At 61.6% G+C, this 24,708-nt stretch carries 23 protein-coding genes; 8 read left to right on the forward strand and 15 right to left on the reverse strand.

Annotation, left to right across the window (positions count from 1 at the left end):
• The 14 genes from imuA to AC4IHP_RS08845 form a co-directional block, all read right to left on the reverse strand.
• Window positions 1-618 carry a translesion DNA synthesis-associated protein ImuA gene (gene imuA / locus AC4IHP_RS08780; RefSeq protein ID WP_490831478.1) on the reverse strand — a complete coding sequence of 206 codons (618 nt, stop codon included), beginning with the start codon at window positions 616-618 and terminating at the stop codon, window positions 1-3.
• Window positions 618-1,235 carry a transcriptional repressor LexA gene (lexA, locus tag AC4IHP_RS08785; RefSeq protein ID WP_490831479.1) on the reverse strand — a complete coding sequence of 206 codons (618 nt, stop codon included), beginning with the start codon at window positions 1,233-1,235 and terminating at the stop codon, window positions 618-620. Before lexA ends, imuA begins: the two co-directional genes overlap by 1 nt.
• 416 nt (window positions 1,236-1,651) lie before the next feature.
• Window positions 1,652-1,930, reverse strand: coding sequence for a DUF971 domain-containing protein (locus AC4IHP_RS08790; protein ID WP_490831480.1), 279 nt, complete (start codon window positions 1,928-1,930; stop codon window positions 1,652-1,654).
• Entirely contained in the window at window positions 1,927-2,889 is a 963-nt protein-coding gene (locus AC4IHP_RS08795; RefSeq protein ID WP_460118735.1) for a HEAT repeat domain-containing protein, read from the reverse strand. Before AC4IHP_RS08795 ends, AC4IHP_RS08790 begins: the two co-directional genes overlap by 4 nt.
• Entirely contained in the window at window positions 2,886-3,734 is an 849-nt protein-coding gene (locus AC4IHP_RS08800; RefSeq protein ID WP_490831481.1) for an ABC transporter ATP-binding protein, read from the reverse strand. Before AC4IHP_RS08800 ends, AC4IHP_RS08795 begins: the two co-directional genes overlap by 4 nt.
• A complete protein-coding gene (locus tag AC4IHP_RS08805; RefSeq protein ID WP_490831482.1) occupies window positions 3,734-4,516 on the reverse strand; it encodes an ABC transporter permease in 783 nt (260 codons plus the stop codon). The genes AC4IHP_RS08800 and AC4IHP_RS08805 overlap by 1 nt, the downstream gene beginning before the upstream one ends.
• Before the next feature lie 133 nt (window positions 4,517-4,649).
• Complete coding sequence (locus AC4IHP_RS08810; protein WP_490831483.1) at window positions 4,650-6,074, reverse strand: ABC transporter substrate-binding protein; 1,425 nt, start codon at window positions 6,072-6,074, stop codon at window positions 4,650-4,652.
• Window positions 6,075-6,300: 226 nt separating this feature from the next.
• Window positions 6,301-6,546 carry a 4Fe-4S dicluster domain-containing protein gene (locus AC4IHP_RS08815; protein WP_042559450.1) on the reverse strand — a complete coding sequence of 82 codons (246 nt, stop codon included), beginning with the start codon at window positions 6,544-6,546 and terminating at the stop codon, window positions 6,301-6,303.
• 27 nt (window positions 6,547-6,573) lie between these two features.
• Window positions 6,574-8,304 carry a fumarate reductase/succinate dehydrogenase flavoprotein subunit gene (locus AC4IHP_RS08820; protein ID WP_460118726.1) on the reverse strand — a complete coding sequence of 577 codons (1,731 nt, stop codon included), beginning with the start codon at window positions 8,302-8,304 and terminating at the stop codon, window positions 6,574-6,576.
• Entirely contained in the window at window positions 8,301-9,053 is a 753-nt protein-coding gene (locus AC4IHP_RS08825) for a GntR family transcriptional regulator (RefSeq protein ID WP_490831484.1), read from the reverse strand. Before AC4IHP_RS08825 ends, AC4IHP_RS08820 begins: the two co-directional genes overlap by 4 nt.
• A gap of 214 nt (window positions 9,054-9,267) precedes the next feature.
• Window positions 9,268-10,233: a Gfo/Idh/MocA family protein gene (locus tag AC4IHP_RS08830; protein WP_490831485.1), complete on the reverse strand. Its 966-nt coding sequence runs from the start codon at window positions 10,231-10,233 to the stop codon at window positions 9,268-9,270.
• A gap of 9 nt (window positions 10,234-10,242) precedes the next feature.
• Window positions 10,243-11,130, reverse strand: coding sequence for a Dyp-type peroxidase (locus AC4IHP_RS08835; protein WP_490831486.1), 888 nt, complete (start codon window positions 11,128-11,130; stop codon window positions 10,243-10,245).
• A 74-nt stretch (window positions 11,131-11,204) separates the two neighbouring features.
• Window positions 11,205-11,942 (reverse strand): DUF72 domain-containing protein, encoded by a 738-nt coding sequence (locus AC4IHP_RS08840; protein WP_490831487.1) that lies wholly within the window; start codon window positions 11,940-11,942, stop codon window positions 11,205-11,207.
• Window positions 11,943-11,952: 10 nt separating this feature from the next.
• Window positions 11,953-13,740: a thiamine pyrophosphate-requiring protein gene (locus tag AC4IHP_RS08845; RefSeq protein ID WP_490831488.1), complete on the reverse strand. Its 1,788-nt coding sequence runs from the start codon at window positions 13,738-13,740 to the stop codon at window positions 11,953-11,955.
• 181 nt (window positions 13,741-13,921) lie between these two features.
• Here AC4IHP_RS08845 and AC4IHP_RS08850 point away from each other — a divergent pair, with 181 nt between their 5' ends.
• The 4 genes from AC4IHP_RS08850 to AC4IHP_RS08865 all read left to right on the forward strand — a co-directional run bounded on the left by AC4IHP_RS08850 (window position 13,922) and on the right by AC4IHP_RS08865 (window position 19,266).
• A complete protein-coding gene (locus AC4IHP_RS08850) occupies window positions 13,922-14,425 on the forward strand; it encodes a cupin (RefSeq protein ID WP_490831489.1) in 504 nt (167 codons plus the stop codon).
• A gap of 228 nt (window positions 14,426-14,653) precedes the next feature.
• Window positions 14,654-15,493 carry a glutathione-dependent disulfide-bond oxidoreductase gene (yghU, locus tag AC4IHP_RS08855; RefSeq protein ID WP_490831490.1) on the forward strand — a complete coding sequence of 280 codons (840 nt, stop codon included), beginning with the start codon at window positions 14,654-14,656 and terminating at the stop codon, window positions 15,491-15,493.
• Window positions 15,494-15,777: 284 nt separating this feature from the next.
• Window positions 15,778-17,946, forward strand: coding sequence for a TonB-dependent siderophore receptor (locus AC4IHP_RS08860; protein ID WP_460118712.1), 2,169 nt, complete (start codon window positions 15,778-15,780; stop codon window positions 17,944-17,946).
• Between the two features lie 126 nt (window positions 17,947-18,072).
• Window positions 18,073-19,266, forward strand: coding sequence for a GAF domain-containing sensor histidine kinase (locus tag AC4IHP_RS08865; RefSeq protein ID WP_490831491.1), 1,194 nt, complete (start codon window positions 18,073-18,075; stop codon window positions 19,264-19,266).
• A gap of 8 nt (window positions 19,267-19,274) precedes the next feature.
• On the opposite strand, the gene AC4IHP_RS08870 is transcribed toward AC4IHP_RS08865, so the two are convergent.
• Window positions 19,275-20,207: a helix-turn-helix transcriptional regulator gene (locus AC4IHP_RS08870; RefSeq protein ID WP_460118708.1), complete on the reverse strand. Its 933-nt coding sequence runs from the start codon at window positions 20,205-20,207 to the stop codon at window positions 19,275-19,277.
• Window positions 20,208-20,760: 553 nt separating this feature from the next.
• Between AC4IHP_RS08870 and AC4IHP_RS08875 the strand changes: the two genes are divergently transcribed.
• From AC4IHP_RS08875 to AC4IHP_RS08890, 4 genes are all read left to right on the forward strand, one after another.
• Window positions 20,761-22,110 carry an MFS transporter gene (locus tag AC4IHP_RS08875; RefSeq protein ID WP_490831492.1) on the forward strand — a complete coding sequence of 450 codons (1,350 nt, stop codon included), beginning with the start codon at window positions 20,761-20,763 and terminating at the stop codon, window positions 22,108-22,110.
• 99 nt (window positions 22,111-22,209) lie between these two features.
• On the forward strand, window positions 22,210-22,902 hold the full coding sequence (locus AC4IHP_RS08880) for a fumarylacetoacetate hydrolase family protein (RefSeq protein WP_460118705.1): 693 nt from the start codon (window positions 22,210-22,212) through the stop codon (window positions 22,900-22,902).
• 34 nt (window positions 22,903-22,936) lie between these two features.
• Window positions 22,937-23,695 carry an SDR family oxidoreductase gene (locus AC4IHP_RS08885; protein ID WP_056785129.1) on the forward strand — a complete coding sequence of 253 codons (759 nt, stop codon included), beginning with the start codon at window positions 22,937-22,939 and terminating at the stop codon, window positions 23,693-23,695.
• Window positions 23,696-23,726: 31 nt separating this feature from the next.
• Complete coding sequence (locus AC4IHP_RS08890) at window positions 23,727-24,683, forward strand: 2-hydroxyacid dehydrogenase (protein WP_490831493.1); 957 nt, start codon at window positions 23,727-23,729, stop codon at window positions 24,681-24,683.
• The last annotated feature ends 25 nt before the right edge of the window (window positions 24,684-24,708 follow it).

Consider the following 24,708-nt stretch of genomic DNA (forward strand, 5'->3'; position numbering starts at 1 on the left):
TCAGTGCCCCACGGCAAAGGCAATCGGCGTTGCACGCGCCAGCCCGCCTCGGCACTTGAGCACGCGTAGCTGCGCCGGTTTGGCATCGATGGCAATGCGTAACGCTGCCGGTGACGGGTTGACCGCCTCGCTCAACGGGCGCCAGGCAAAGGCCAGGGTCTGGCCGGTTTCCGCCGCCACCTGCATGCGCCGCAAGGCGCGGTCATCGGCCTTGTTCGGCCAGCACAGCACCGCGCCGCAACTGCCCGAGCGCAGGCACTGCTCCGCAGCCCACAAGGCATCGCGTTCGCTGGCCTGAATAACGGACAACTGGCGCAGATCGACTCCGGCGTTGGCCCAGGCCTGCGGGTACGGCACGAACGGCGGCGCCACCAGAACGATGCGCTCACGGGCCGCGGACAATCGCGCCAGGGTCGGCCAGACCAGTTGCAACTCGCCGACACCGGGGCCGGCCAGGAGAATTTCACTCAACGCCGCTTCCGGCCAGCCACCGCTGGGCAGCGCTGCGTCCAGTGCCGCATGCCCGGTCGGCTGCGGGCTCGCCGCCGGTGGCGCAGGCCTGCCGCGCCAGACCTGGCCGCCATTGAACAGCGTATCCAGTGCAACGACGGCGCCCATCAGCCTTGCCTCACCAGACCACAGAACACGCCTTCGATGGCCAGATCCTGATCATCACGCACGACAATCGGCTGATAGGCCGGGTTGCGCGGCAGCAGGCGCACTTCATCCCCTATTCGTTCGAAACGCTTGATGGTGACTTCACCGTCCAGACGCGCAACGACGATCTGGCCGTTGAGCGCCTCGGGATTGCGCCGCACACCGACCAGATCACCGTCGAGGATGCCGTCTTCGATCATCGAGTCGCCCTGCACTCGCAGCATGTAATCCGGGGTGCGGGGGAACAATGCCGGGTCGAGTAGCAAGCGGTTATGGATGTCGGCATCGGCGCCAATCGGCGCGCCAGCGGCCACGCGACCGAGTACGGGGATCTCCAGCAGCTCCGGACGCGCCGGCTGACCGAGCAAACGAATGCCACGGGCCTGATGCGGGTTGACCTCGATAAAACCGGCTTCGGTGAGCGCCAGCACATGCTTGCGCGCCACGCTGCGTGAGGCAAAACCAAAAGCCTCGCTGATTTCAGCGAGGCTTGGGGGCTGACCGTGTTCGGCGATGCGATCGCGGATGAAGGTCAGAATGGCGGTACGGCGGGGAGTCAGATCAGTCATGGAGTACATTTGTACTCCTGTAGGAATTTCCTGACAAGAACCACCAGTCGGCGCAAGCCGAAGCAGGAGCTGCCATCTGATCAATCTGTGAACACAGTCCCTGTGGGAGCGAGCCTGCTCGCGAAGGCCTCGGCACATTCAACATCATCATCGCCTGACACTGCGCTTTCGCGAGCAAGCCCGCTCCCACAATAATCCGGGGCAAAGTCACCATCTTCAGCGCAACAACAATCCCTGTGGGAGCGAGCCTGCTCGCGAAGGCGGTGGCACATTCAGCATCATCATCGCCTGACAGCCCGCTTTCGCGAGCAGGCTCGCTCCCACAATGATCCGGGGCAAAGCCGCCATCTTCAGCGCAAGCCTGCTCACACATTGACAGGGGACAAATCGACAACCTTCATCGTTCCCACAGGGGCCAGGAAAAGTCAGGAACCCAGTTGCGCCAGATACGCCCACGGGTAAATCCCGCGTTGATGCCCGTCGCTGAACACCAGTTGCACGCCATAACCCTGTGGGGTGACCTCGATCAGGCGCACGCGATCATCAACCAGCGGCGTGACGCCGCGCAGGCGAAACGCGCGGCATTGCGAGCACGGGCATTGCCGGCGCAGATCGGCATGCGTGAGCAACGATTCACGCCCGTCCGGCCAGCTCAGGCGCAACGTGCGTGCACTCTGCGAGTTCCCTACCGCCAGCGGATTCATTGCAACTGACTCAACGCGATGCGCACGGCTTTACGCACTTCCGGATCGCCGTCGTCCTGCGCCGCCTGCAACGCGGCCATGGCGCCGCGATCGTTCAATTCACCGAGGGCCAGCGCAGCTTCCTTGCGCAGGTTGCTGATGCGATGGCCGAGGGTGTCGATCAACGCGTCGAGCGCCGGGACGAAACGCAAACGGCCGAGGCTGCGAGTAGCGCGCAGGCGCACTTGCCAATAATCATCGCTCAGCGCATCGACCAAGGCCGGGCCGGCGTCGCTGTGGCCAACCTTGCCCAGCGTGGTCGCAGCTTCTTCGCGCACTTGCCAGGCAGGGTCGTGCAAAGCCTGGCGCAACGCCGGCAGCACTTCGGCATCGCTGGCCAGACCGAGCGCACCGGTGGCGGCGCGGCGCACTTCGGTGTCCGGGTCGTCGCTGGCCAGGCGCGCCAGGGCTGGCAGCGCGTCGAGCTGTTTGAGCCAGCCGAGCACGCCCACCGCTTCGCGACGCACATTGGCATCGGCATCCTCCAACGCGGCGACGGCAGCCGGCGCGGCCTCGGCGAAGCGCAATTCGCGTAACGCCCGAAAGGCGGCGATGCGCACACTGATATCGGCATGTGTGGTCCACGGCAGAATGACCCGCCCCGCCGCCGCAGTCTTGAGCAGGCTCAGACTTTGCGCAGCCGCCGATTGCACCCCGGGCGCCGGGTCCGTCAGCGCTTCGCACAAGGCTTGCACGACCGCTTCGTCCTCCCACGCTTCGAGCAATCGTGCGGCCTCAGCGCGAACGTCCTCGGCGGGATCCTGCCGGAGTCGATCAACCAGCCAGAGCAAACCATCCGGCTCCTCCAGATCGGCCAGATCGATCAGGGCAATGCGCCGCACGCCGGCGTCTTCAGCCGTCAGGCGCGGTTGCAGGGCGAGTATCTCTTCGTTGTCGGTCACAGCAAAAATAGAAGTCATAGGGCAAATCGCGGCAAAGGGTTTTCAGGAGGCAGGCCGAGCGGATTGAGGCGCGGCAGCGGTCGGTCGTTGTCGTGGCGCAGCAGGTCGAGGCAATGGCGTTTCAGGCGCGCGAATTCCGGGCTGGTCACCAGTTCACTGGTACGCGGACGAGGGAAATCCAGACGCAAGTCTTCGATGATCCGCCCCGGTCGCGCGCTCATCACCAGCAAGCGATCGGCGAGAAACAATGCCTCATCGATGTCGTGGGTGACGAAAACCACCGTGGTGCGGATGCGCGTCCAGATGTCCAGCAGCAGTTCCTGCATGTTCAAGCGGGTCAACGCATCCAGCGCGCCGAACGGCTCGTCCATCAGCAACAGGCGCGGGCGATTGACCAGCACCCGGGCGATCTCGACCCGTTGCTGCATGCCCCCGGAGAGTTGATCCGGCCAACGTTCGGCAAAGCCTTCGAGGCCGACCAGTTTGAGGATTTCATCAGCGGCGCGATGCCGCTCAGCCTTGCCGACGCCGCGCATCTTCAGGCCGAAGGCGACGTTGTCGCGCACCGTGCGCCACGGAAACAGCGTGTGATGCTGGAACACCATGCCGCGCTGTGGTGATGGGCCGGCCACCTCGGTGCTGTCGACTTTCAGGCTGCCGGATTTCGCGCTCAAGTGGCCGGCCAGGGCGCCGAGCAAGGTCGACTTGCCACAACCGGACGGGCCGAGAATGCACACGAACTGGCCGGGTTCGATCTGACAATCGAGGCCCTGCACCGCTTCGAAAGCCTCGCGGCCCTGGCCGAGGACGATGGACAACTGGCGAATGTCGATCCGCCCTTCCGGGGTTTGCATGACGCTCATCAGGCTTTGCCTCGCGGTCGATGCCAAGGCGTGAACAAGCCGCCCAGGCGTTTGATCAGCCAACTGCTGCCCATGCCCAACACGCCGATCAGGAGCATGCCGACGACAATGTCGGCGTAGTTCTGAATGGTGTAGGACTCCCAGGTGTAGTAACCGATACCGAACTGCCCGGAGATCATTTCCGCCGTCACCAGACAGAACCACGAAGTGCCCATGCCGATCGCCAGGCCAGTGATGATGCTCGGCGCAGCGCCCGGCAGAATCACTTCCAGCAGAATCGCCCGACGCCCTGCCCCGAGGCTCTTCGCCGAGGCAATCAGGCGCGGATCAACGCCTTCGACGCCGTGCACGGTATTGAGCAGGATCGGGAACAGCGCGCCGGTGAAAGTGATGAAAACCATCGACAACTCCGAGGACGGAAACATCAGGATCGCCAGCGGAATCCACGCCACGGCGGGGATCGGGCGCAGGACTTCCAGTGGCGGCAACAGCAAATCCTCAGCCCATTTCGACCGGCCGATGGCCAGGCCCAGGGCGATGCCGATGATCAACGCTGCCAGATAGCCGGCGAAGACGCGGCCCAGGCTGCTGCTCAGGTGTTGCCAGAGTTTGCCGGAGTCGCCCAGCCCCAGCGCGGCTTCGATCACCGCCAGTGGCGTCGGCACGTTGGCGAAGGTGACCAGGCCGAGGTTCCAGTGGTGGCTGGCGGCGAGTTGCCAGAAGATCAGGCAGAGCAACAGCGAGCCCGTCCTCGGAATCCAGCGCAAACAGGATCGATACACGAATATTCCTCTCAACCAGATCCCTGTAGGAGCTGCCGAAGGCTGCGATCTTTCGATCTTGATCTTAAAAAACAAAGTCAAAAGATCGCAGCCTTCGGCAGCTCCTACAGGGGGAATGCAGTGTTTTTTGGGGTTAGCGCACGGCAACGACCTGCGCAGTGGCATCGCTGAAATCGAACACCTTGCCACCCTGCGTCGCAGCGTATTGTTGAGCCTGGCCCTTGAGCAGAAATGCGCTGAGGCGACCCTTGGCATCGCTGGCAAACCACGCCTGCTCAGCGAGCAACTTGATCCCGCTGTCACTGGCCTGCGCATACACCGCCCGAACGTTCTTGCCCTCCTGCTTCAACGCCGCCAGCGCGGTGAACGCCGCTTCAGCCGAGCCGTAACGGCGGACTTTTTCCTCGCCACGCACCCAGATTTCCGCGACATGGCTGACATCGGTGATGGCTTTGCCCGTCGCTGCATCCACACCCGGCAACGGCGTCTGCGCGTAGTTGGCCAGTTGCGCGCTGTAATCGAGGTTCGAAGCCTTGAAGGCGGCGCGGATGTACTGGTCGTCGATGAAGCTGTTCAGGTCGAGGCCGCGATCGGCTTTCTTCAGCAGCTTCAAGGTATCGATGGCGGTGCCGACGGCCTGGCGGTATTCAGGTTTCCAGCTCAGGTCGCGGGTCTGCACGCCCAACGGGCCGTGGAACAGGTAGTTGACCTCAGCATCGACGCCGGTGACTTTGGCGATCAGTTCGCTGTACTTCTCCGGTTCGGCCGCGAGCAGTTGGTTGGCTTCGATGCTGGCACGCAGGTAGGCGACGACGATTTCCGGGTACTTCCTGGCGTAGGCCTGATCCACCAGTGCGCCATGGAAGGTCGGTGCGTTGGCCTGGGCGCCGTCGTAGATCTTGCGGGCGAAGCCACGGCTCGGGAACAGCTCGGCGAAGGGCACAAAATCGGCGTGGGCGTCGATTTTTCCGGCCTGCAACGCCGAGCCGGCGACTTCCGGTGGCTGGGCGATGATATTGACATCCTTGAGCGGGTCCCAGCCCTGCTCTGCCACGGCGCGCAACAACATGCCGTGGGCGGTGGAGGCGAACGGCACCGAGATGGTCTTGCCCTTGAGCTCACTCAAGCTCTGCACGGCCGAGGCGCTCGGCACGACGATGCCGTTACCGCTGCCCTTGATGCTGCCCGACAATACGCTGATGAACAGGCTGTGCTTGCCCGCCGTTTCGAATGCCACACCGTTGAACGCACCGGGGAAATCGGCCATGGCGCCAAAGTCGAGTTTGCCGGCGACCATCTCGTTGGTCAGCGGCGCGCCACTGGTGAAATTCTTCCATTGCACGTCGTACTTCGCGTCTTTGTAGGCGCCATCGTGGGGCAGGTATTTTTCCAGCAGACCGAGTTCACGGATCAACAGGCCGCCGGCGGCGCAGTTGATGGTGGTGTCCTGAGTGCCGATGGCGATGCGGATGGTTTCGGCCGAGGCCGACAAGCTGAATGAAGCCAGTACCAGACCGGCGAGTGCTGCACGCAACATGAGTGTTTCCCCTCGAATCATTTGTTAGAAGTTCGTCTCCGCCGCGATCAGGGCGCGGTGGGAAACGAGGGGTTTTCGGTGAATCCAGCGTCCGGGTTTTCCGGGTAGCTAATGGCTTGCCACACCATTGAATGTGGGAAACCTTTGTGGGAGGGGGCTTGCTCCCGAATGCGTTTTTTCAGTCAAGGGTGATGCCAGCAATGCCGGCCTCTTCGGGAGCAAGCCCCCTCCCACCTTCGACCGGGTTTCAACGCAGGAGATAAGGGATGTCGACCTTCACCGCCCCCGTCGGGCAATCCTTCTCGCACGGCATGCAGTACCAGCATTCATCGAACGCCATGTAGGCCTTTTGCGTGGCCGGGTTGATCGCCAGCAGGTCCATCGGGCAGACGTCGACACACACGGTGCAACCCTTGTCGGCGATGCATTTGTCCTCGTCGACGGTGACCGGCGCGTTGGAGCGGAAGAAAATTTCCTGAGCTTGATAAGCCATGGTTCGGACTCTCTGAAAAATGATGTCTCAAGCGGCGAAGGCACCGACCCGCAGGCGGTCATAGGCCTGCATTTCTTCGGCATCGAGCGGGATGATGTAAGGCTCGACGGCTTTCTTGAAACTGGTCATCTTGCCGTCCTCGCCCTTCTTCAGATGGCAATGGCAGAACCACTCGGTGTCGTTGCGTTGCGGATGATCGACACGGTAGTGGTACAGGCCCCAGCGGCTTTCAGCGCGGAACAACGAGGCGCGGGCGGCCATTTCGGCGCAGTCGCGGATCACGCTGGTTTCCATCGCACGCATCAATTCGTGAGCGTTGTTGGCCTTCATCTGTTCAAGATCGCGCTCGATGTCGCTGAAGCGTTGCAGGCCGATCTGCATTTTTTTGGTCACTTTCGGCGGTTGCAGGTAGTCGTTGACGAAGCGGCGCAGCTTGTATTCCACCTGCGCCGGTGGCAGGCCGTCTGCGCGATCGAGCGGCGCATAGACCCGGGCTTTCTCCTTGGCGATCTGCTCGCTGTCCAGTGCCGAAAACTCGCGACCGGCGACAAAGTCCGCCGCGTTGTGCCCGGCGAACCAGCCATAAGTGAACGCGCCGAGCATGTAATTGTGCGGCACCGCAGCCATGTCGCCGGCCGAGTACAAACCCTTCACCGAGGTCTCGGCACGCTCGTTGACCCACACACCTGACGCCGAGTGGCCGCTGCAAAAACCGATTTCCGAAATGTGCATTTCAACCATCTGCGTGCGGTAGTCGGTGCCGCGATTGGCGTGGAACTGACCACGGCTCGGGCGCTCGTTGCTGTGCAGGATTTCCTCGATGTTCTGGATGGTTTCCTCGGCCAGGTGATCGAGTTTTAAAAACACCGGACCGTTGCCGCTTTCCAGTTCCTGGTGAAATTCCCACATCATCTGCCCGCTCCAGTAGTCGCACTCGATGAAGCGTTCGCCCTTGTTGTTGGCGGTATAGCCACCCAGCGGGCCAGTGACGTAGGCGCAGGCCGGGCCGTTGTAATCCTTGATCAACGGATTGATCTGGAAGCACTCGAGATTGGCCAGTTCAGCCCCTGCGTGATAGGCCATCGCGTAGCCGTCACCCGCATTGGTCGGGTTTTCGTAAGTACCCATCAGGTAGCCCGACGACGGCAGGCCAAGACGTCCGGCTGCGCCGCAGGCGAGAATCACCGCTTTGGCCTTGATCACATGGAAGTCGGCAGTGCGACAATCGAAGCCCATCACACCGTTGACCGCGCCCTCCTCGTCAGTCAGCAAACGCGTGCAAACCAGGCGATTGGTGATGCTCACCCGCGCACGTTTCAACTGCCGATACAGAACTTTCTTGATGTCGTGCCCTTCCGGCATTGGCAGTACATAGGCGCCCATGTGGTGGACCTTTTTCACCGCGTAGTCACCGGTTTCGTCTTTCTCGAATTTCACGCCCCAGCGGTCGAGTTGTTCGATGGTTTCAAAACTGTGCGTCGCATAGGCATACACCGCAGCCTGATTGACGATGCCGTCGTTGGCGATGGTGATTTCCTTGGTGTATTGCTCCGGCGTCGAGTGGCCGGGGATGATCGCGTTGTTCAGGCCGTCCATGCCCATGCTGATCGCGCCGCTGCGTTTGACGTTGGCCTTGTCGACCAGCAATACGCGCAAATCGCGGTTCTTCTCTTTGGCCTTGATCGCCGCCATCGGCCCGGCCGTACCGCCGCCAATCACGACGATGTCGTATTCCTGTTCTAGAACGTTGCGGGTCATGCCTGCTCCCCTTTTTGCCGGTCGATCCGCAGGCGGTACTGGAACGCATCGCCACGGTAATAAAGGTGTTCGAAGTCCAGCGGCTGGCCTTGCGCATCGTGGGTCAGACGCTCGATGCGCATGATCGGCGATCCGGCTTCGACGTCGAGCGCCTGGGTCAGATCGCTGTCGGCGAGTACCGCGTCGATGGCCAGATCGGCGTGGCCGAGGGCGATGCCGCAATCGTTTTCCAGGATCAGAAAGATGTCGCGAGTGACCAGATCGGCCTTCTCTAGCCGTTCGCCGACCGCTTTGGGCAGGTAGGTGATTTCCAGCGAGATCGGCTCGCGATTGATCAGCCGTACGCGTTTGATCTGCGCGACGATCTCGCCTTCAACCACCTGCAGGCGCTCGGCCACACGCTTGTCGGCCGGAATGAATCTGAAACTGCGCAGGCGGTTGATCACCTCGTAGCCGCGCCCGGTCATCGACTCGGCAAGGCCTTGCAGGCTGCTGACGTTCTGAAAGGTTTTCGGCTTGGCGACGAAGGTGCCCTTGCCGTGGATCTTGAAGATCAGCCCTTCCTTTTGCAGATCGCCCAGCGCCTGGCGCACGGTGATGCGGCTGACTTTGAACAGCGCACCCAGCTCGCTTTCGGAAGGCATCTGGCTGTCTTGAGGGTATTCACCGTCGAGAATCCGCGCACGCAGGACATCACGCAGTTGGGTGTGCAGCGGAACGCTACTGAGGGAGAGAACGTTATCGGTCATCGCGGGATCACTTGTCATAACGAGTTATGACGTGATCTTAGAGATGTTATGACGAGGTTGAGAAATATTGTTTGGGCATAACCTTAGATGCGCGTTGCGCCGGAAGACCTGTGGGAGCGAGCCTGCTCGCGAAAGCATTCTGTCAGTCAATACCTCCGTGACTGACACACCGCTTTCGCGAGCAGGCTCGCTCCCACAGGGGATTGTGAGCTATTCAGCGTCTGAGGATCCGGTCCATGACCCAGTCGGTCTTGACGGCTTGCTCGGCCACGGCAGGATGGTCGGATTGACTCCGAATATGCGCATTCATCGCCAGCACGTGATGCCACTGGATATGCTCGTGATGGGCAATCTCCAGGCTGAGTTGCTCATCGGCATCCAACTGCACCGGATGCTCGTCAAACACGGAAAAACCGATGCGCCCTTTGCTGCCGATGATCTCGACGCAATCCTCACGGCGGTCCGCAACAAAGTTCCAGCAGCCCATGCCCAGCGCCCCGGAGGCGAACCGCCAAGTGGCGCTGACCGCATCTTCCGCCGCGTACAAACCCGCCTGATGCGAAGTGAAACCAGCGACTTCTACGATGTCGCCAAGCAGATACTGAAACAGGTCCAAACCATGGCTGGCCAGATCGGCAAAGTAGCCGCCGCCCGCCACCGCCGGATCAGTGCGCCAATTATCGCGCCCTTCGAGATCCACGAGTGACGGCGCTTTGGTCAGCGTCCAGCTCAGGTGGCGGACGTCACCTATGCGCCCCTGCTCCAGCCATTGCCGAACCTGGGCAAAACGCGGCAGCGAGCGGCGGTAATACGAAACGAACAAGTGCAGACCGGCTGCGGCAAACGCTTGCTGCATCGCGCGGCTTTGTCCGGCGTTGAGCGCCATGGGCTTTTCCACGCAGCAATGCTTGCCGGCGGCGGCGACTTTCAGGCTGTAGGCGTGGTGGCTGTCGGGTGGCGTGGCGATGTACACCGCGTCCACTTCGGGATCGTTGATCAGTGCATCGACATCGGTGTAGACGCGGCTGATACCGTGACGCGAAGCGTAATCGGTGACGGCTTCGAGGCGTCGCCCCATCACCGCGACCAGCGCCGAACCCGGGGCCTTGTAGAAAGCCGGCCCGCTCTTGCGTTCAGCGACGCTGCCGCAACCGATCATGCCCCAGCGCACCACATTCATATTCAGTCCTCAGCCGATGCGCAACGCGCGCAAATCAAGGCGTCCGTCCTTGAGTGGCGGACACCAGTAGTAACCGCCCGTGATCGGTCGGCTGATCTGGTACAGGCCATCGGCGATACCGTCCTCCAGGCCGCTCATGCGCCGCAGCTGTGCTTCGAAGGCATCCAGCGAAAAGCCGAAGGCGAGGAACATCAAACCGGCACGATCGCCTTCAATCCATGGCATCGAGCGGCGCACGACGAACGCTTCCGGCGCGAAGCTCTCTTGCGCGGTGCGTTTGACGTGGGCGGAGATTGGCGCGTCGTCGATTTCTTCGTTATCGCTCAAGCGCCGTCCCATGATGTCGTCCTTGGCGCCGGCAGACAGGCGATGAAAACCCTTGAGGTCGTGCTGCCATTGCTGGATCGCGGCGAAGCTGCCACCGACCAGCCCGTCCGCGCCACTGCTCAGCAGCGCGGCGGCGACAGCGGCGTCATCGTGGGGGTTTTCCGTGCCGTCCTCGTAACCGGTGAGGTCGTGGCCGTCCATGTGGCGGAAGGCTTCCTGCATCTCGACCAGACGCAAGGCCGGGGCCAGCGCGGCTTCGATAGCGTTGCAACGATTCAGCAGCTCACCCCGGTCGACACCGTGCAACCAGATCCACAGGGCGTGCTGGGTCGACGGGTTGTTCACGCCGACGCCAGTCAGCGCCGGGAAGCTGCGCAGGCCGGCGATTTCGACATTCAGCGCCTTGGTCAACGACTCACCAAAACCGAGCACCGCCGACTTGCCATCCACCAGCATCAGCAGGCTGTCGATCGCTTGCGGCAAGGCTTCAACCGACGCCAGAGCGAAAAACAAATGACGTGCTTGCGCAGGAACAGGGGTGGCGAGAATGCCCGGCTGGTAGTAACTCATGTGAACTCCTTGAAAAAGTGCGCGGAGTTTACCTGTAGCCGGATCGTTTGTGTGGGTGGCGAGAGCGTCGTCGTTCAGCCTTCAACGCCTTCGATCAACGCCTTCAAAGCCAGCGCATCGGCTGTAGCGGCACCGCTGGCGGTGTTATCGAAGATGCACCAGATGTCTTTGCCCCCGGCCCTGGCGCGCCGCAGGTTCTGAGCAAGCTGTTGCAGATAGGCCGCTTCATAAGCGCTGTGATAAATCCGTGGCGAGCCGTGCAGGCGCCAATACTGCAGGCCCTGCCAGCCACCCGGCGCGGTGTCGGTGCTGATCCGCGAGGGATCGACCACCGCTTGCGCAATCTGCAGATCCACCAGCATTGCCTCAGCCTCAACCCACGATTGGTGTCGTGGCTCCAGCACCACACTGCCTTTGAACCGCTCGCGCAGGGCACGAAAAAACGCCTCGGCGACCGGCGCCTCAAAGGCAAGTTTCGGTGGCAGTTGCACCAGCAGGCAGCCCAGTCGATCACCCAAGCCTTGGCACTGTCCGAGAAACTCATCAAGGGCAGCTGCGCTGTCCGCCAGCCGTTGCTCATGAGTGATGAGCTTCGGCACTTTGACTGCGAAGCGAAAGTCCGGCGCCACCGAGTCGGCCCAGCGCTCGTAGGTCTGGCGCCGATGCGGACGGTAGAACGAGCTGTTGATTTCCACACAGTTGAAGCGCGCGGCGTAGCGTTGCAGGTGCGTGCCATCGGCGGGGAATGCCGGCCAGTGCTCGCGAGCGAGACTCCAGCCGGCGCAACCGATGTAGTTCGCTGGCGCGTTCAAGCGCACACCGTCATTTCTTCCCGGGCAACACGGCGCCCAGCACCTGCTTGGCAGTCTGCACGATCACCCCGGCTTCGTCCGGATCGCCTTTGAGCAGGGTCGTGGCGAATTTCTTCGCTTGCTCAAGCTTGATGTGCGGCGGAAGCGGCGGCACGTTGGGGTCGGTCTTGAACTCGATCAGCACCGGCACTTCCGAGGCAAGCGCCTGTTCCCAGGCCGCCGCCACCTCTTCTTCACGATCAACGAAGATGCCCTTCAGGCCAATGGAAATCGCGAACAGGTGATACGGCACGTCGGGAATGCTTTGCGACGCCTCGAACTTCGGATCCCCCTCCATCACCCGCTGCTCCCAGGTGACCTGATTGAGGTCTTCGTTGTTGAACACCGCGCAGATCCATTTCGGGCTCTGCCATTGGCGCCAGTATTTGGCGACGGTGATCAGCTCGGCCATGTTGTTCATCTGCATCGCGCCATCGCCGACCAGGGCGATGACCGGACGCTCGGGAAAGGCGAATTTCGCTGCGATCGCATAGGGCACCGCCGCGCCCATCGAAGCCAGGCCACCGGACAACGAGCACTTCATGCCGCGACGGATTTTCAGGTCACGGGCGAACCAGTTGGCGCAGGAGCCGGAATCGCTGGTGATAATCGCCTGCTCGGGCAAACGCGGTGACAACTCATAGACCACCCGTTGCGGGTTGACCGGATCGGCTTTGGCCATCGCGCGTCTTTCCAGGGTTTTCTCCCAACTGCTGCGCCAGCCTTCGATCTTCTTGCGCCACTTGTTCGAGGTTTTCTGTTCCAGCAGCGGCAGCAACGCGGCGAGGGTGTCTGCTGAATCGCCGACCAGATTGACCTCCATCGGATAACGCAGGCTGAGCATGTCCGGCTGCAAGTCGATTTGCACCCCGCGCGCCTGGCCTTCCTTGGGCAGAAACTCGGAATACGGGAAGCCCGAACCGATCATCAACAAGGTGTCGCACTCGCTCATCAGCTTATAGCTGGGCTCGGTGCCGAGCAGGCCGATGCTGCCGGTCACCCACTGCAAATCGTCGGGCAATGCGGCTTTGCCCAGCAGCGCTTTGGCGACACCGGCGCCGAGTTTTTCCGCCACGGCGATGACTTGATCAGTCGCCTCCAGCGCGCCTGCGCCGACCAGAATCGCGACTTTCTCGCCGCTGTTGAGGACCTCGGCGGCGCGTTGCAGATCGCTTTCATAAGGCACGACTTTCGGCTTGCTGTAACCGACGCCGGAATGCGCGGTGCCATGGGCGCGCGCCGGGTGATCGTAGGGCAGATCCTGCAAATCGTTGGGCAGAATCAGTGCGGTGACGCGGCGCTCGCCTACCGCAGTACGCACCGCACGATCAAGCAGATGACGCACCTGTGACGGCGCCGAGGCCTGCTGCACAAACGCACCGGCGACGTCCTTGAACATCGATACCAGATCAAGCTCCTGCTGGTAGTGGCTGCCCAGCGCCGTGCGTGCCTGCTGACCGACAATGGCGAGCACTGGCATATGGTCCATGCGCGCGTCGTAGAGGCCGGTGATCAAGTGCGAAGCGCCGGGGCCGGAGGTGGCGATGCACACGCCCAGCTCGCCGGTGAACTTGGCGTGGGCCGAAGCCATGAATGCAGCCATTTCCTCGTGCCGTGCCTGAACGAATTCGATCTTGCCTTTGGCCCGACTCATGGCACCAAACACGCCGTTGATGCCATCGCCCGGATAGCCAAAAATCCGCGTCACGCCCCATTCGCTGAGCCGTTCAACCAGAAAATCCCCTACTGTCATCGTCATCTCGTTCCTCGCCATTGGCCGGTGCATAGACATGTAAGGGTCTGGACAGCCCGTTGCGCAGTGAAGTTTCGCTGGATTGTCCGGGCATCAACTTCGGCGCCATGTTTGCGCGGCAATGATTTTTTTGAGGCGTGCGCCCTGCTCTGTGGTCGATTGAGAAATGATCTAAGGAGGATGGGCCATGACTGAAGTGCAAACCCTGCTGCTCGAACGCCATGACTGGGTACCGAACAATCCGCGTTTGCCGGTGCTGATCTATCGCGGCGCGATGGCCATCGAGGGCGACGACCCGGCGGCGCGCTTCGAGCAGACGTTCGGCGCCAATGGCTGGCCGGCGCAGTGGCGCTACGGGATTTACGACTATCACCACTACCACACCGAAGGCCATGAAGTGCTTGGCGTGGCGGCGGGACAGGCGCGGTTGATGCTGGGCGGACCGGACGGGCAAATTGTCGACGTCAGTGCCGGGGATGTGTTGTTGCTGCCGGCCGGGACCGGGCACTGCAATCTGGGATCGAGCGAGGATTTTCTCGTGGTGGGTGCTTATCCGCCGGGGCAGCAGGCGGATATTTGCCGCGCCGCGCCGAGTGATGCGCAGTTGGCGCGGATCGTGGGGCTGGCGTTTCCTGAGACAGATCCGGTGCAGGGAGTCGGGGGTGCTGTTGGGCAATATTGGAGCCGTTAGGCGCGGCGACCCTGGCGACGCTTTCGCGAGCAGGCTCGCTCCCACACTGAATTCGGGTGAACCCTGTTTCTCTGTCCAATACATACCCCTGTGGGAGCGAGCCTGCTCGCGAAGACGGCGGATCGGTTTGCATCATTCGATATGAATAACCGCCCACCGCTGGCACCCGGCGGAATTTTTCCCTACGGTGTCCATCTGTTCTCTCCCAGCATCGACGAGGTCCGTTTCATGAGCAATGCGTCTTACGTTCCGCCCAAGGTCTGGAAACACGAAGCCCCGTCCGGCGGCCACTTCGCCAGCATCAACCGCCCGGTTGCCGGGCCGACTCATGACAAAGAGCTGCCGGTCGGCAAGCATCCGTTGCAGCTGTATTCGCTGGCCACGCCCAATGGCGTCAAGGTCACGATCATGCTCGAAGAGTTGCTCGCACTCGGGCACAGCGAGGCCGAATACGACGCTTGGCTGATCCGCATCGGCGAGGGCGATCAGTTCTCCAGCGGCTTTGTCGAGGTCAATCCGAACTCGAAAATCCCGGCGCTGCTGGATCGCAGTGTCGAGCCGCCGATCCGGGTGTTCGAGTCCGGCTCGATCCTGCTCTATCTCGCGGAAAAGTTTGGTGCCTTACTGCCCAAGGATCCGGCCGGTCGCACCGAAACCCTCAACTGGCTGTTCTGGCAAATGGGCTCGGCGCCGTATCTGGGCGGTGGCTTCGGGCACTTCTACGCGTATGCGCCGGATAAACTCGAATACCCGATCAACCGCTTCACCATGGAAGCCAAACGGCAACTGGATGTGCTCAACCGCCGTCTCGCCGACAACACCTATCTGGCGGGCGACGAGTACACCATCGCTGATATCGCCGTGTGGCCCTGGTACGGGCAACTGGTGCGCAACAATGTTTACTCGGCGGCGGAGTTTCTCGCGGCGCATGAGTACACCCACGTGCAGCGCTGGGCCGAAGAAATCGCCAAGCGGCCGGCGGTCATGCGTGGGCAACGGGTGAACCGCACCTGGGGTGATGAAGACAGTCAGGTGCCGGAGCGGCATGGGGCAGAAGATCTGAATTGAACCAGACGCGGTCTGTCTGACCGACCACCGGGCAAAAATGTGGGAGCGGGCTCGCTCGCGAATGCGGTGGATCATTCAACCAACGTGTTGTCTGACCCAACCCTTTCGCGAGCAAGCCCGCTCCCACATTTGCTTGCGGAGGCCATCAAATCCAATTGTGAAAAAATCATTAACTAACTGACCCGTACGGGTTTATTCCCTCGGAAACTTCCTACATACTAATGCGAATAATTCTTACATGCACTCGCATCAGTTTCGTTTGGGTAATCTGGGGAAGCAGATAGATGTCGTTTCACACGATCCACCGCCGTTCGAACCTTTCACCTAACCTCCTCGCAATCGCCATCGGCATGGCCAGCATCGCACCTGTGCTGGCGGAGGAAGCTGCCTCGACTGCGCCCGCCAATGGCCCGCTGGAACTGCAAGCGACCGAAATCGGCGCCACGCAGATGAGCAGCACCACCGAAGACTCGCAGTCCTACACCACCGGCCCGATGCAGACCGCGACCAAGCTGTCGCTGACCATGCGCGAAACGCCGCAGGCGGTGACAGTGATCACTCGCCAGCGCATGGACGATCAGAACATGACCAGCGTCAACGACGTGGTGCGCGGCACGCCGGGGTTGTTCCTCAGCGAGGCCAGCGGCCCGGGCCGGCAGACTTACAAGGCGCGCGGTTTCGACATCGATAACATCATGTACGACGGCCTGCCCAGCTCGTATTCGCCATTCACTTTGGCAGTGCAACCGAACCTGGCGATGTTCGACCGAGTGGAAATCGTCCGTGGCGCAACCGGCCTGGTCACCGGTGCCGGCAATCCGTCGGCGGCGATCAACATGGTCCGCAAGCGTCCGACCGCCGATCAGCGCGTAACCCTCACCGGTGCCGCCGGCAGTTGGGATGACTACCGTGGCGAAGTCGATGCCTCCAGTCCCCTGAACGAAAGCGGCACCCTGCGTGGCCGGGTGGTGACTTCTTATCAGGGCGCGGACAGTTTCCGCGACAAGGAAGAAAATGATCACGGCCTGTTTTATGCCATCGGTGAAGCGGACCTGAGCGACAGCACCACCGCGACCCTCGGCTTCTCGCGGCAAAACGATCAGACCAACTATTTCTGGGGCGGCCTGCCGATCGGCGAAAACGGCCACCACCTCGACCTGCCCCGCTCCACCTACCCCGGCACTGATTGGGAAAACCGCAAGCTGCAGGTCGACACCGTGTTCGGTGAAGTCGAACACCGTTTCGACAACGACTGGAAACTGCACCTCGGCGGCTCGACGTCGACACTCGAGGGCGAATTTTCCGGCACGTACCTGTCGCGCTACAACGGCCCGCTGGAAACCACCGCCTACCAGTCGCATCACACCGACAAGCAACGCGCCTTTGACGGTTTCGCCAGCGGCCCGTTCGAAGCCTTCGGCCGCACCCACGAATTGGTGGTCGGCGCGAGCAATCGCGTGTACGACGCCACCACCAGGGAATACTCGCCCTACGACACCGGCCTGCCGATCGCCGCGCCCAAGCCTGACTTCGTCCGTAGCGGCAAGTCGCGCAACGTCACCACTCAGGATGCGGTTTACCTGACCACGCGCTTGAGCCTGGCCGACCCGCTGACGCTGATCCTCGGCAGTCGTCTGGACTGGTATGACTACGACGATCGCAGTGCCGACGGTGACTTCAAGGTCACGCGCAACCTGACCCGGTACGCTGGCCTGATCTACAAACTCGACGACCATCACTCGGTCTACGCCAGCTACACCGACATCTTTACCCCGCAAACCCAGAAGGACCTCGGCGGCAAAGTGCTGGAGCCGATCGTTGGTGAAAACTATGAAGTCGGCATCAAGGGCGAGTATTTCGACGGAGCGCTGAACGGCAGCCTCGCGGTGTTCCAGATGGACCAGACCAACCGCGCCACCCAGGCAGCGACGCAGCTCGGCTGCCCGGAACTGACCTGCTACGAAACCTCCGGCAAAGTCCGCGCTCAAGGCGTTGACATGGAACTGCAGGGTGCACTGACCGAGCAATGGCAAGTCGGCGCCGGCTACACCTACACCCGCGCCCACTACATCAAGGACGAAAACCCGGCCAACAATAATCAGAAGTTCGACACCGATATGCCGGAGCACCTGTTCAAGGTCTCCACCGTCTACCGCTTCAAAGGCCCGCTGGAAAAACTGCGCGTGGGCGGCAACATCTACTGGCAGAGCCGCATGTACAACGACATCGCTCTGGCCAATGGCAGCAGCTACCGCCTGCAACAGGGTGGCTATGCGACCACCGACTTGATGGCCGGTTACGAGGTCAACAAGCACCTCGACCTGCAGGTCAACGCCAACAACATCTTCGATCGCAAGTACTACTCCTCCATCGGCACCGACGTGACCTGGGGCTCGACCGACAACTACGGCACCCCGCGCAGCTACATGATGACCGCGAAGTACAAGTTCTGAGTCGATAGCGTTCAGCCTGTAACACCAAGGGCGCCGGGACTTTCCCGGCGGCCTTTTTTGCATGTTCATTAGGCATGGCCGGGAATTACCGATAGTCTCTGGCGACACTATCGCGAAGCACCGGCCATGTCCCAGACAGATTTCACTTCCGACCTCGAAGCCATTGGCAGCATTGACGCTGTGCCAGTGATCCTGAGCATGGTCAAGCACATCACCGGCATGCGCTTCGCAGCGGTGGCACGGGTTACCGAGAGCAAATGGATTGCCTGCGCCGTTGATGACTCGATCGACTTCGGATTATTACCCGGCGGCGAGCTGGTGCTCGAATCGACCATCTGTCATGAAATCCGTCAGCATCATCAGCCGGTGATCTTCGGCCATGCCAGCCAACATCCGGTGTTCTCCACGCATCACACGCCGAAAACCTACGGCCTGGAAAGCTACATTTCCATTCCGATCATCAAGGCCGATGGCGAGTTTTTCGGCACACTCTGCGCCATTGATTCGGTCCCGGCGAACCTAGATGATCCGGCCGTCGAGAAAACCCTCACCCTGTTCGCCCAATTGATTGCGATGAGCCTGGATACCCAAGGCCATTTGCACGCGACCAAAACCGCGTTGGCCGATGCCAATGAATTGGGCCGTCTGCGCGAGCAATTCATAGCCGTACTGGGCCATGACTTGCGCACGCCGCTCAGCGCCATTCGCATGAGCGCCGACCTTTTACAAAGCAAAGCCGAGGACAAGCGTTCGCGCACGCTACTGTCGGCGATCCGTACCAGCTCAGTGCGCATGGGCGTGCTGATCGAAAACATCCTCGACTTTGCCCGCGGCCGGCTCGGCAGTGGCATCCCGGTGCAGCGCAAACTGGTCGATGATTTACAGCAAACGCTGCGCCAGACCCTCGAAGAAATCCAGGTGGCGTACCCGCAGGCGAGGTTTGTTGCCGCGCTTGAGGTGCCGGCCGGCGTCTATTGCGACCCGCTGCGCATCAGTCAGTTGTTGTCGAATCTGCTGGGCAACGCGGTCACCCACGGTTCCATCGCCGAACCGATCGTGCTCAAGGCCCGTGCCGAGGGCGACGAAATCGTTATCTCGCTGACCAACCAGGGCACGCCGATCCCGCCTGCACTGATGCCGCTGCTGTTCGAACCGTTCTCGCGTTCCGAAGCAGGCCAGCGTCATGAAGGGTTGGGATTGGGCCTGTACATCGCCGGGCAGATTGCCAATGCGCACAACGGCACCTTGAGCGTGACGTCCGACCGTGAAGCGGGCACCTGCTTCGTGGCGCGCTTCCCTGCGCGCTTCAAGTGGGTCTGAGCGCCGTTCTAAGTATTCAGGGGAGTCTGCGGCGTGTCCGGGTTGAGCTGGCGGCGACGGAACTGGCCCGGCGGCTGGCCATGAATCTGGCGAAATCGCCGGGAAAAATAAGCCTCATCGGCGAACCCGCACAACCGCGCCACTTCGCCCACCGAGCGCGTGCTGTTGAGGAGGAAATTGCGCGCCGCGTGCATGCGCCGTTCCAGCACCAGCTCGGTGAAGGTCTTGCCGATTTCCTTGCGCAGCCAGTGCGTCAGGTAAGTCGGTGACAGATAGGTCGCAGCAGCGACTTTGATCAGGTTGAGATCAGGATCGGCGATGTTCTTCCGCAAGTACTCGAACATTCGGCTCAAGGCGTCGCGACGGCTGTTCTCGGCAGCATTCTCTTCCGCCAGGCGCTTGAGCGGCTCGGCATAGAGAAAACACACGCTGCCGATCATCTGCAGCAAGAGCCCCTTGAGCATTTCCCGCGTGCCGAACTGACGGTTCTCATCAAGTGCGCGCATCTGCTCGATCAAACCGCAGACTTGAGCGAAATCCTCATCGTCCAAAATGAAATCCAGGTGTTCCTGAAAGCGGAACGGCGACAGTTCAGGCGCGAGCAGGATCGACACTTCTTCCAGATCCATCGGGTCGCACTGTAGATGCGGCAAGAGAAACGTCTGGGAAAAATTGATGACGATGAAATTGCTGTCCTCGGGATGCGGAATCACATGTACCCGATGCGGCAGGATGAACGCCAGGGTGTTGCGCGGAAATGGCCGCTGCACGCTGCCGATGTGCTGCACGGTGTCGCCACCGAGGTTGATCTGGATCTGGAAGTACTCATGCCGGTGAGGAGCGGTTTCGGCGCGTCGGCCCTTTTTGTCGCGAATGTAGAAATCGGTCAATTCGCTGCGTTGCTGCATGACGTAGGTCGGAATACGGCTGGGTGAAGACATGGGCAGGAGGTCCTCCGGGCAGTGAGGTGGCGCTTGTCATCTTGCAGGGTTGAGCGGTGCTCGGCAATGAGTCATACGATGACGACGGCGTTTGCAGTTGTTTTCTGATGGTGGGGTGCCGAAAGCGCGTGTCCAAAAGCATAAATCGCCAATGCTCAAAGCAAATGTCTTTAATTCAATAGATTAGGTGATCTTTCTAACTCCCTTTATTGAAACTTAATGTATTTATCTTTTTGGACACTCTCGCCAAATCCGCTTTTTTCAAGAAAAAACGTTCTAACCTGCCGGTTGATTTAGAAACGTTGTACGACCACTGTAATGATCAACGCAGCCCGACCTCTTTCAAAAACAATCAAAGGTGCGCACGTCATGATCCTACTATTTCCCCTCGCCGCCCCGCCCGACCTCCCCTTGAAGTCAATTGCACAAAGACGTTCCTGAACGTCTGAAACCCGCGCTGCAACCCGTTCGGTTGCCTTGCCCCACACGTTGCGGGCAACGGCATCGGCTGCTCGAAAAATCTCGACTCTTCTAACAATAACGAGGTCTCCGCATGTCCAACTCCCATTCCTCCAGTGCCACTGTGCCGCCGGTGATAGCCGGCGCACGCGATGCCGTTTCGGCGCAGCGTCTGCCTACCCGGCGGCGCTGGTTCATGCTGTCGTTGCTGCTGATCGCGACGATCATCAATTACATCGACCGGGTGAACATCTCGATCGCCGCGCCGTTCATGGCCAAGGATCTGGGTCTGGACAAGATCGAGATGGGGCTGATTTTCTCCGCCTTCGCCTGGACCTATGCGCTGGCGCTGGTGCCGGCGGGGTTTATCGCTGACCGGTTTGGCTCGCGCTTCACCTACGGCGTATCGCTGATCAGCTGGTCGACCGTCACCGTTTGCCAGGGTTTCGCCACGGGGTTTGCCTCGCTGTTCGGCCTGCGGCTGGCAGTCGGCGCCATGGAAGCTCCGGCTTTCCCGGCCAACAGCCGCGCCGTGACGGTGTGGTTCCCGGCGCGGGAACGCGGGATGGCCAGCAGCATTTACGTGTGCGGTCAGTACCTCGGCACGGCGCTGTTCACCGGCGCGCTGCTGTGGCTGGCGACCACTTTTGACTGGCGCCACGTGTTCTACAGCACCGGCGCACTCGGCATCGTCTTCGGTGTGCTGTGGCTGTACCTGTATCGCGATCCGCTGAACTGCAAAAAAGTCAGCCAGGAAGAATTGAAGTACATCGAAACCGGCGGCGGTCTGGTCAAGAGCAGCCAGGAGCGCACCCGTTTCAACTGGCGGCAGATTGCCGAGCTGTTCAGCTATCGGCAGATCTGGGCGATCTGCATCGGCAAGTTCGCCAGCACCTCTGCGCTGTACTTCTTCCTCACCTGGTTCCCGACCTACCTGATCGAAGAACGCAAACTGACCATGATCAAGGCCGGGATCTTCGCCGTGCTGCCCTTCGTCGGTGCCACCGTGGGGATTCTGCTGGCCGGCATCGTTTCCGACCTGCTGATCCGTCGCGGCTACTCGATGTCGTTTGCGCGCAAGCTGCCGCTGGTGGTCGGTTCGATGCTGGGCATGTCGATCGTGCTGGTGAACTTCACCGACTCCAACCTGATCTGCATCGCCGTGTTGACCATCGCCTTCTTCGCCCAAGGCATCGCATCTTCGTCGTGGGCGGCCGTCTCGGAAGTGGCGCCGAAAGAGCTGATCGGCCTCACTGGCGGCATTACCAGCCTCGCCGCGAACATCGGCGGCATCGTCACGCCGATCGTGATCGGCGCCATCGTTCACGCCACCGGCACCTTCGCCTATGCCTTCTGGTTCATTAGCGGCGTGGCGCTGATCGGCACGCTCTCCTACTCGTTGCTGCTCGGGCGCCTGTATCGCATCGAACTGAAGGTGCGCTGAGCTCAAAAAACCGGATTTGTCCAAACGCAGGCGGCTTTCGTCCAACTTCGCCGACGCCAGCCGCCGTACGCTGCCCTTTCAAACAGGATGACCCGCAGGATGAACATGACTGAATACGTCTTTACCCCGGATCTGCCCGTGACCTTGCCGGTACTCGGCACCGAGCAACGCTTCCCGGTCGGCCGGGTGTTCTGTGTCGGCCGCAACTACCCATGGCCGGACACTCAAGGCCAGTCGCGCCAGCCGCCGGTGTTTTTCATGAAACCGCCGAGCTGCGTGGTCGATGCCGTCGGCGACGTCGCCTTCCCAACAGTGTGCGAGGACTTCGTTCACGAAATCGAACTGGTCGTCGCCATCGGTGAAGGCGGCGCCAATATCCCCGAGGATCAAGCGCTCGCCTACGTGTGGGGCTACGCCGCCGGCCTCGACCTGACCCGCCGCGATGTGCAACGCGCGGCCAAAAGCAACGGCCTGCCGTGGGAAGGCGCCAAGGTGTTCGACGGCGCCGCGCCGATGACCGCCGTGGTCCCGGTGAGCCGCTGCGGCCATCCCGAAGGCGAGTTGTGGCTGAACGTCAACGGCGAAGAACGCCAGCGCGACAACCTCGACAGCCAGATCTGGTCGGTCAGCGAAGTGATCAGCCGCATCTCGCAATCCGTGGCCCTGCGCGCTGGCGACCTGATCATGACCGGCAGCCCCGCCGGCGTTGACAGTCTGCAACCCGGCGACGTGATCAACGCCGGCATCGACGGCATCGGCCACCTGGAAATGCGCGTCGGCCCACGGTCCTGATACCAGCGGATTGAGAAAAAAGGAGAACAACAATATGACGACCCCTTTGAAAGTCGCGCTGGTCACCGGCGCCGGCAGTGGCATCGGCCGCGCCGTGGCGCTGGGCCTGATGGCCGACGGTTTCACCCTTGTACTCGCCGGACGCCGGCCCGAGCCCTTGCAAGCGCTGGTCGAACTGGCGCAGAGCCAGGGTCATCAAGCGCTGGCGGTACCCACCGACGTGCGTGATCCGGCCAGTGTCGACGTGCTGTTCGCGACGATTGCCGAGGTCTACGGGCGCCTCGATGTGGTCTTCAACAACGCCGGCGTCAACGCCCCCGCCGTGCCGCTGGACGAGCTGACCTTCGAGCAGTGGCGCAACGTGATCGACACCAACCTCAACGGCGTCTTCCTATGCGCTCGCGGCGCCTTCGGGCTGATGCGCAAACAACAGCCACAGGGCGGGCGGATCATCAACAACGGTTCGATTTCCGCACACACGCCGCGTCCGTTCAGCAGCGCCTACACCGCGAGCAAACACGCCGTGCTCGGCCTGACCAAATCCCTGGCGCTGGACGGCCGCGAATTCAACATTGCCTGCAGCCAGATCGACATCGGCAATGCCCTGACGGAAATGTCGGTGCGCATGACCAAAGGCGTACGCCAGGCCAACGGCAGCATCGCCGTCGAGCCGATGGTCGACGTCAAACACGTCGCCGATGCAGTGCGCTACATCGCCGGCCTGCCGCTGTCGGCCAACGTCCTGAACATGACCGTCATGGCCAGCGCCATGCCGTTTGCCGGCCGCGGTTGAGCCGGCCTTTTTATTGCGTAACGAGGTAGCCATGAAGCCAGAAATCCTGCAACTGAGCCCGATCCTGATCCCGGAAATCAACGCACGTCTGGACGAACTGTTCAGCGTACGCCGCTACTTCCAGCAAGCGGACAAACCCGCCTACATAAAAGAACACGGCGCCAACATCCGCGGCGTGATCACCGGTGGCCACACCGGCATCAGCCAGGCGCTGATGGCGCAACTGCCGAACCTGGAAGTGGTCGCGGTCAACGGCGTCGGCACCGACGCCGTCGATCTGGCCTACGCCCGCGATCGTGGCATCCGCGTCACCGCCACCATCGGCGCCCTCACCGAAGACGTCGCCGACCTCGCGATCGGCCTGCTCATCTCGGTCTGTCGGGGCCTGTGCACCAGCGACCGCTACGTCCGCTCCGGCCAATGGCCGCAAAGCCCGACCCCACTCGCGCCCCTGCCGCTGGCCCGGCAAGTCTCAGGCATGCGCATCGGCATCGTCGGCATGGGCCGCGTCGGCCGCGCCATCGCCACCCGCGCCGCCGCCTTCGGCTGCCCGATCAGCTACACCGACCTGCAACCGATGAGCGACGTCCCCCACACCTTCATCGCCGACCTCAAACAACTGGCCCGCGACAGCGACGCCCTGATTCTCGCCGCGGCGGCGGACAAGGGCGAAGCGATCATCGACGCGCAAGTGCTGCAAGCGCTGGGCAAAGACGGTTATCTGGTCAACGTCGCCCGGGGCAAACTGGTGAATGAGGCGGATCTGGTGGCCGCGCTTGCGGCTGGCGAGATTGCCGGGGCTGGGCTGGATGTGTTTGTCGATGAACCGAATGTGCCTGAGGCGTTGTTGGGTAATGAACAGGTGGTGCTGCAACCGCATCGGGCCAGCGCAACCTTGCAGACCCGCGCGCGGATGGGGGAAATGGTGGTGGCGAGTCTGGTAGATACGTTTGCGGGAAAAGTGCCGGTTGGGTGTGTGACGGGGTGAACCGGTTCCGAAGCGCTGTTCGCAA

The sequence above is a fragment of the Pseudomonas sp. UF-293 genome (assembly GCF_058245595.1).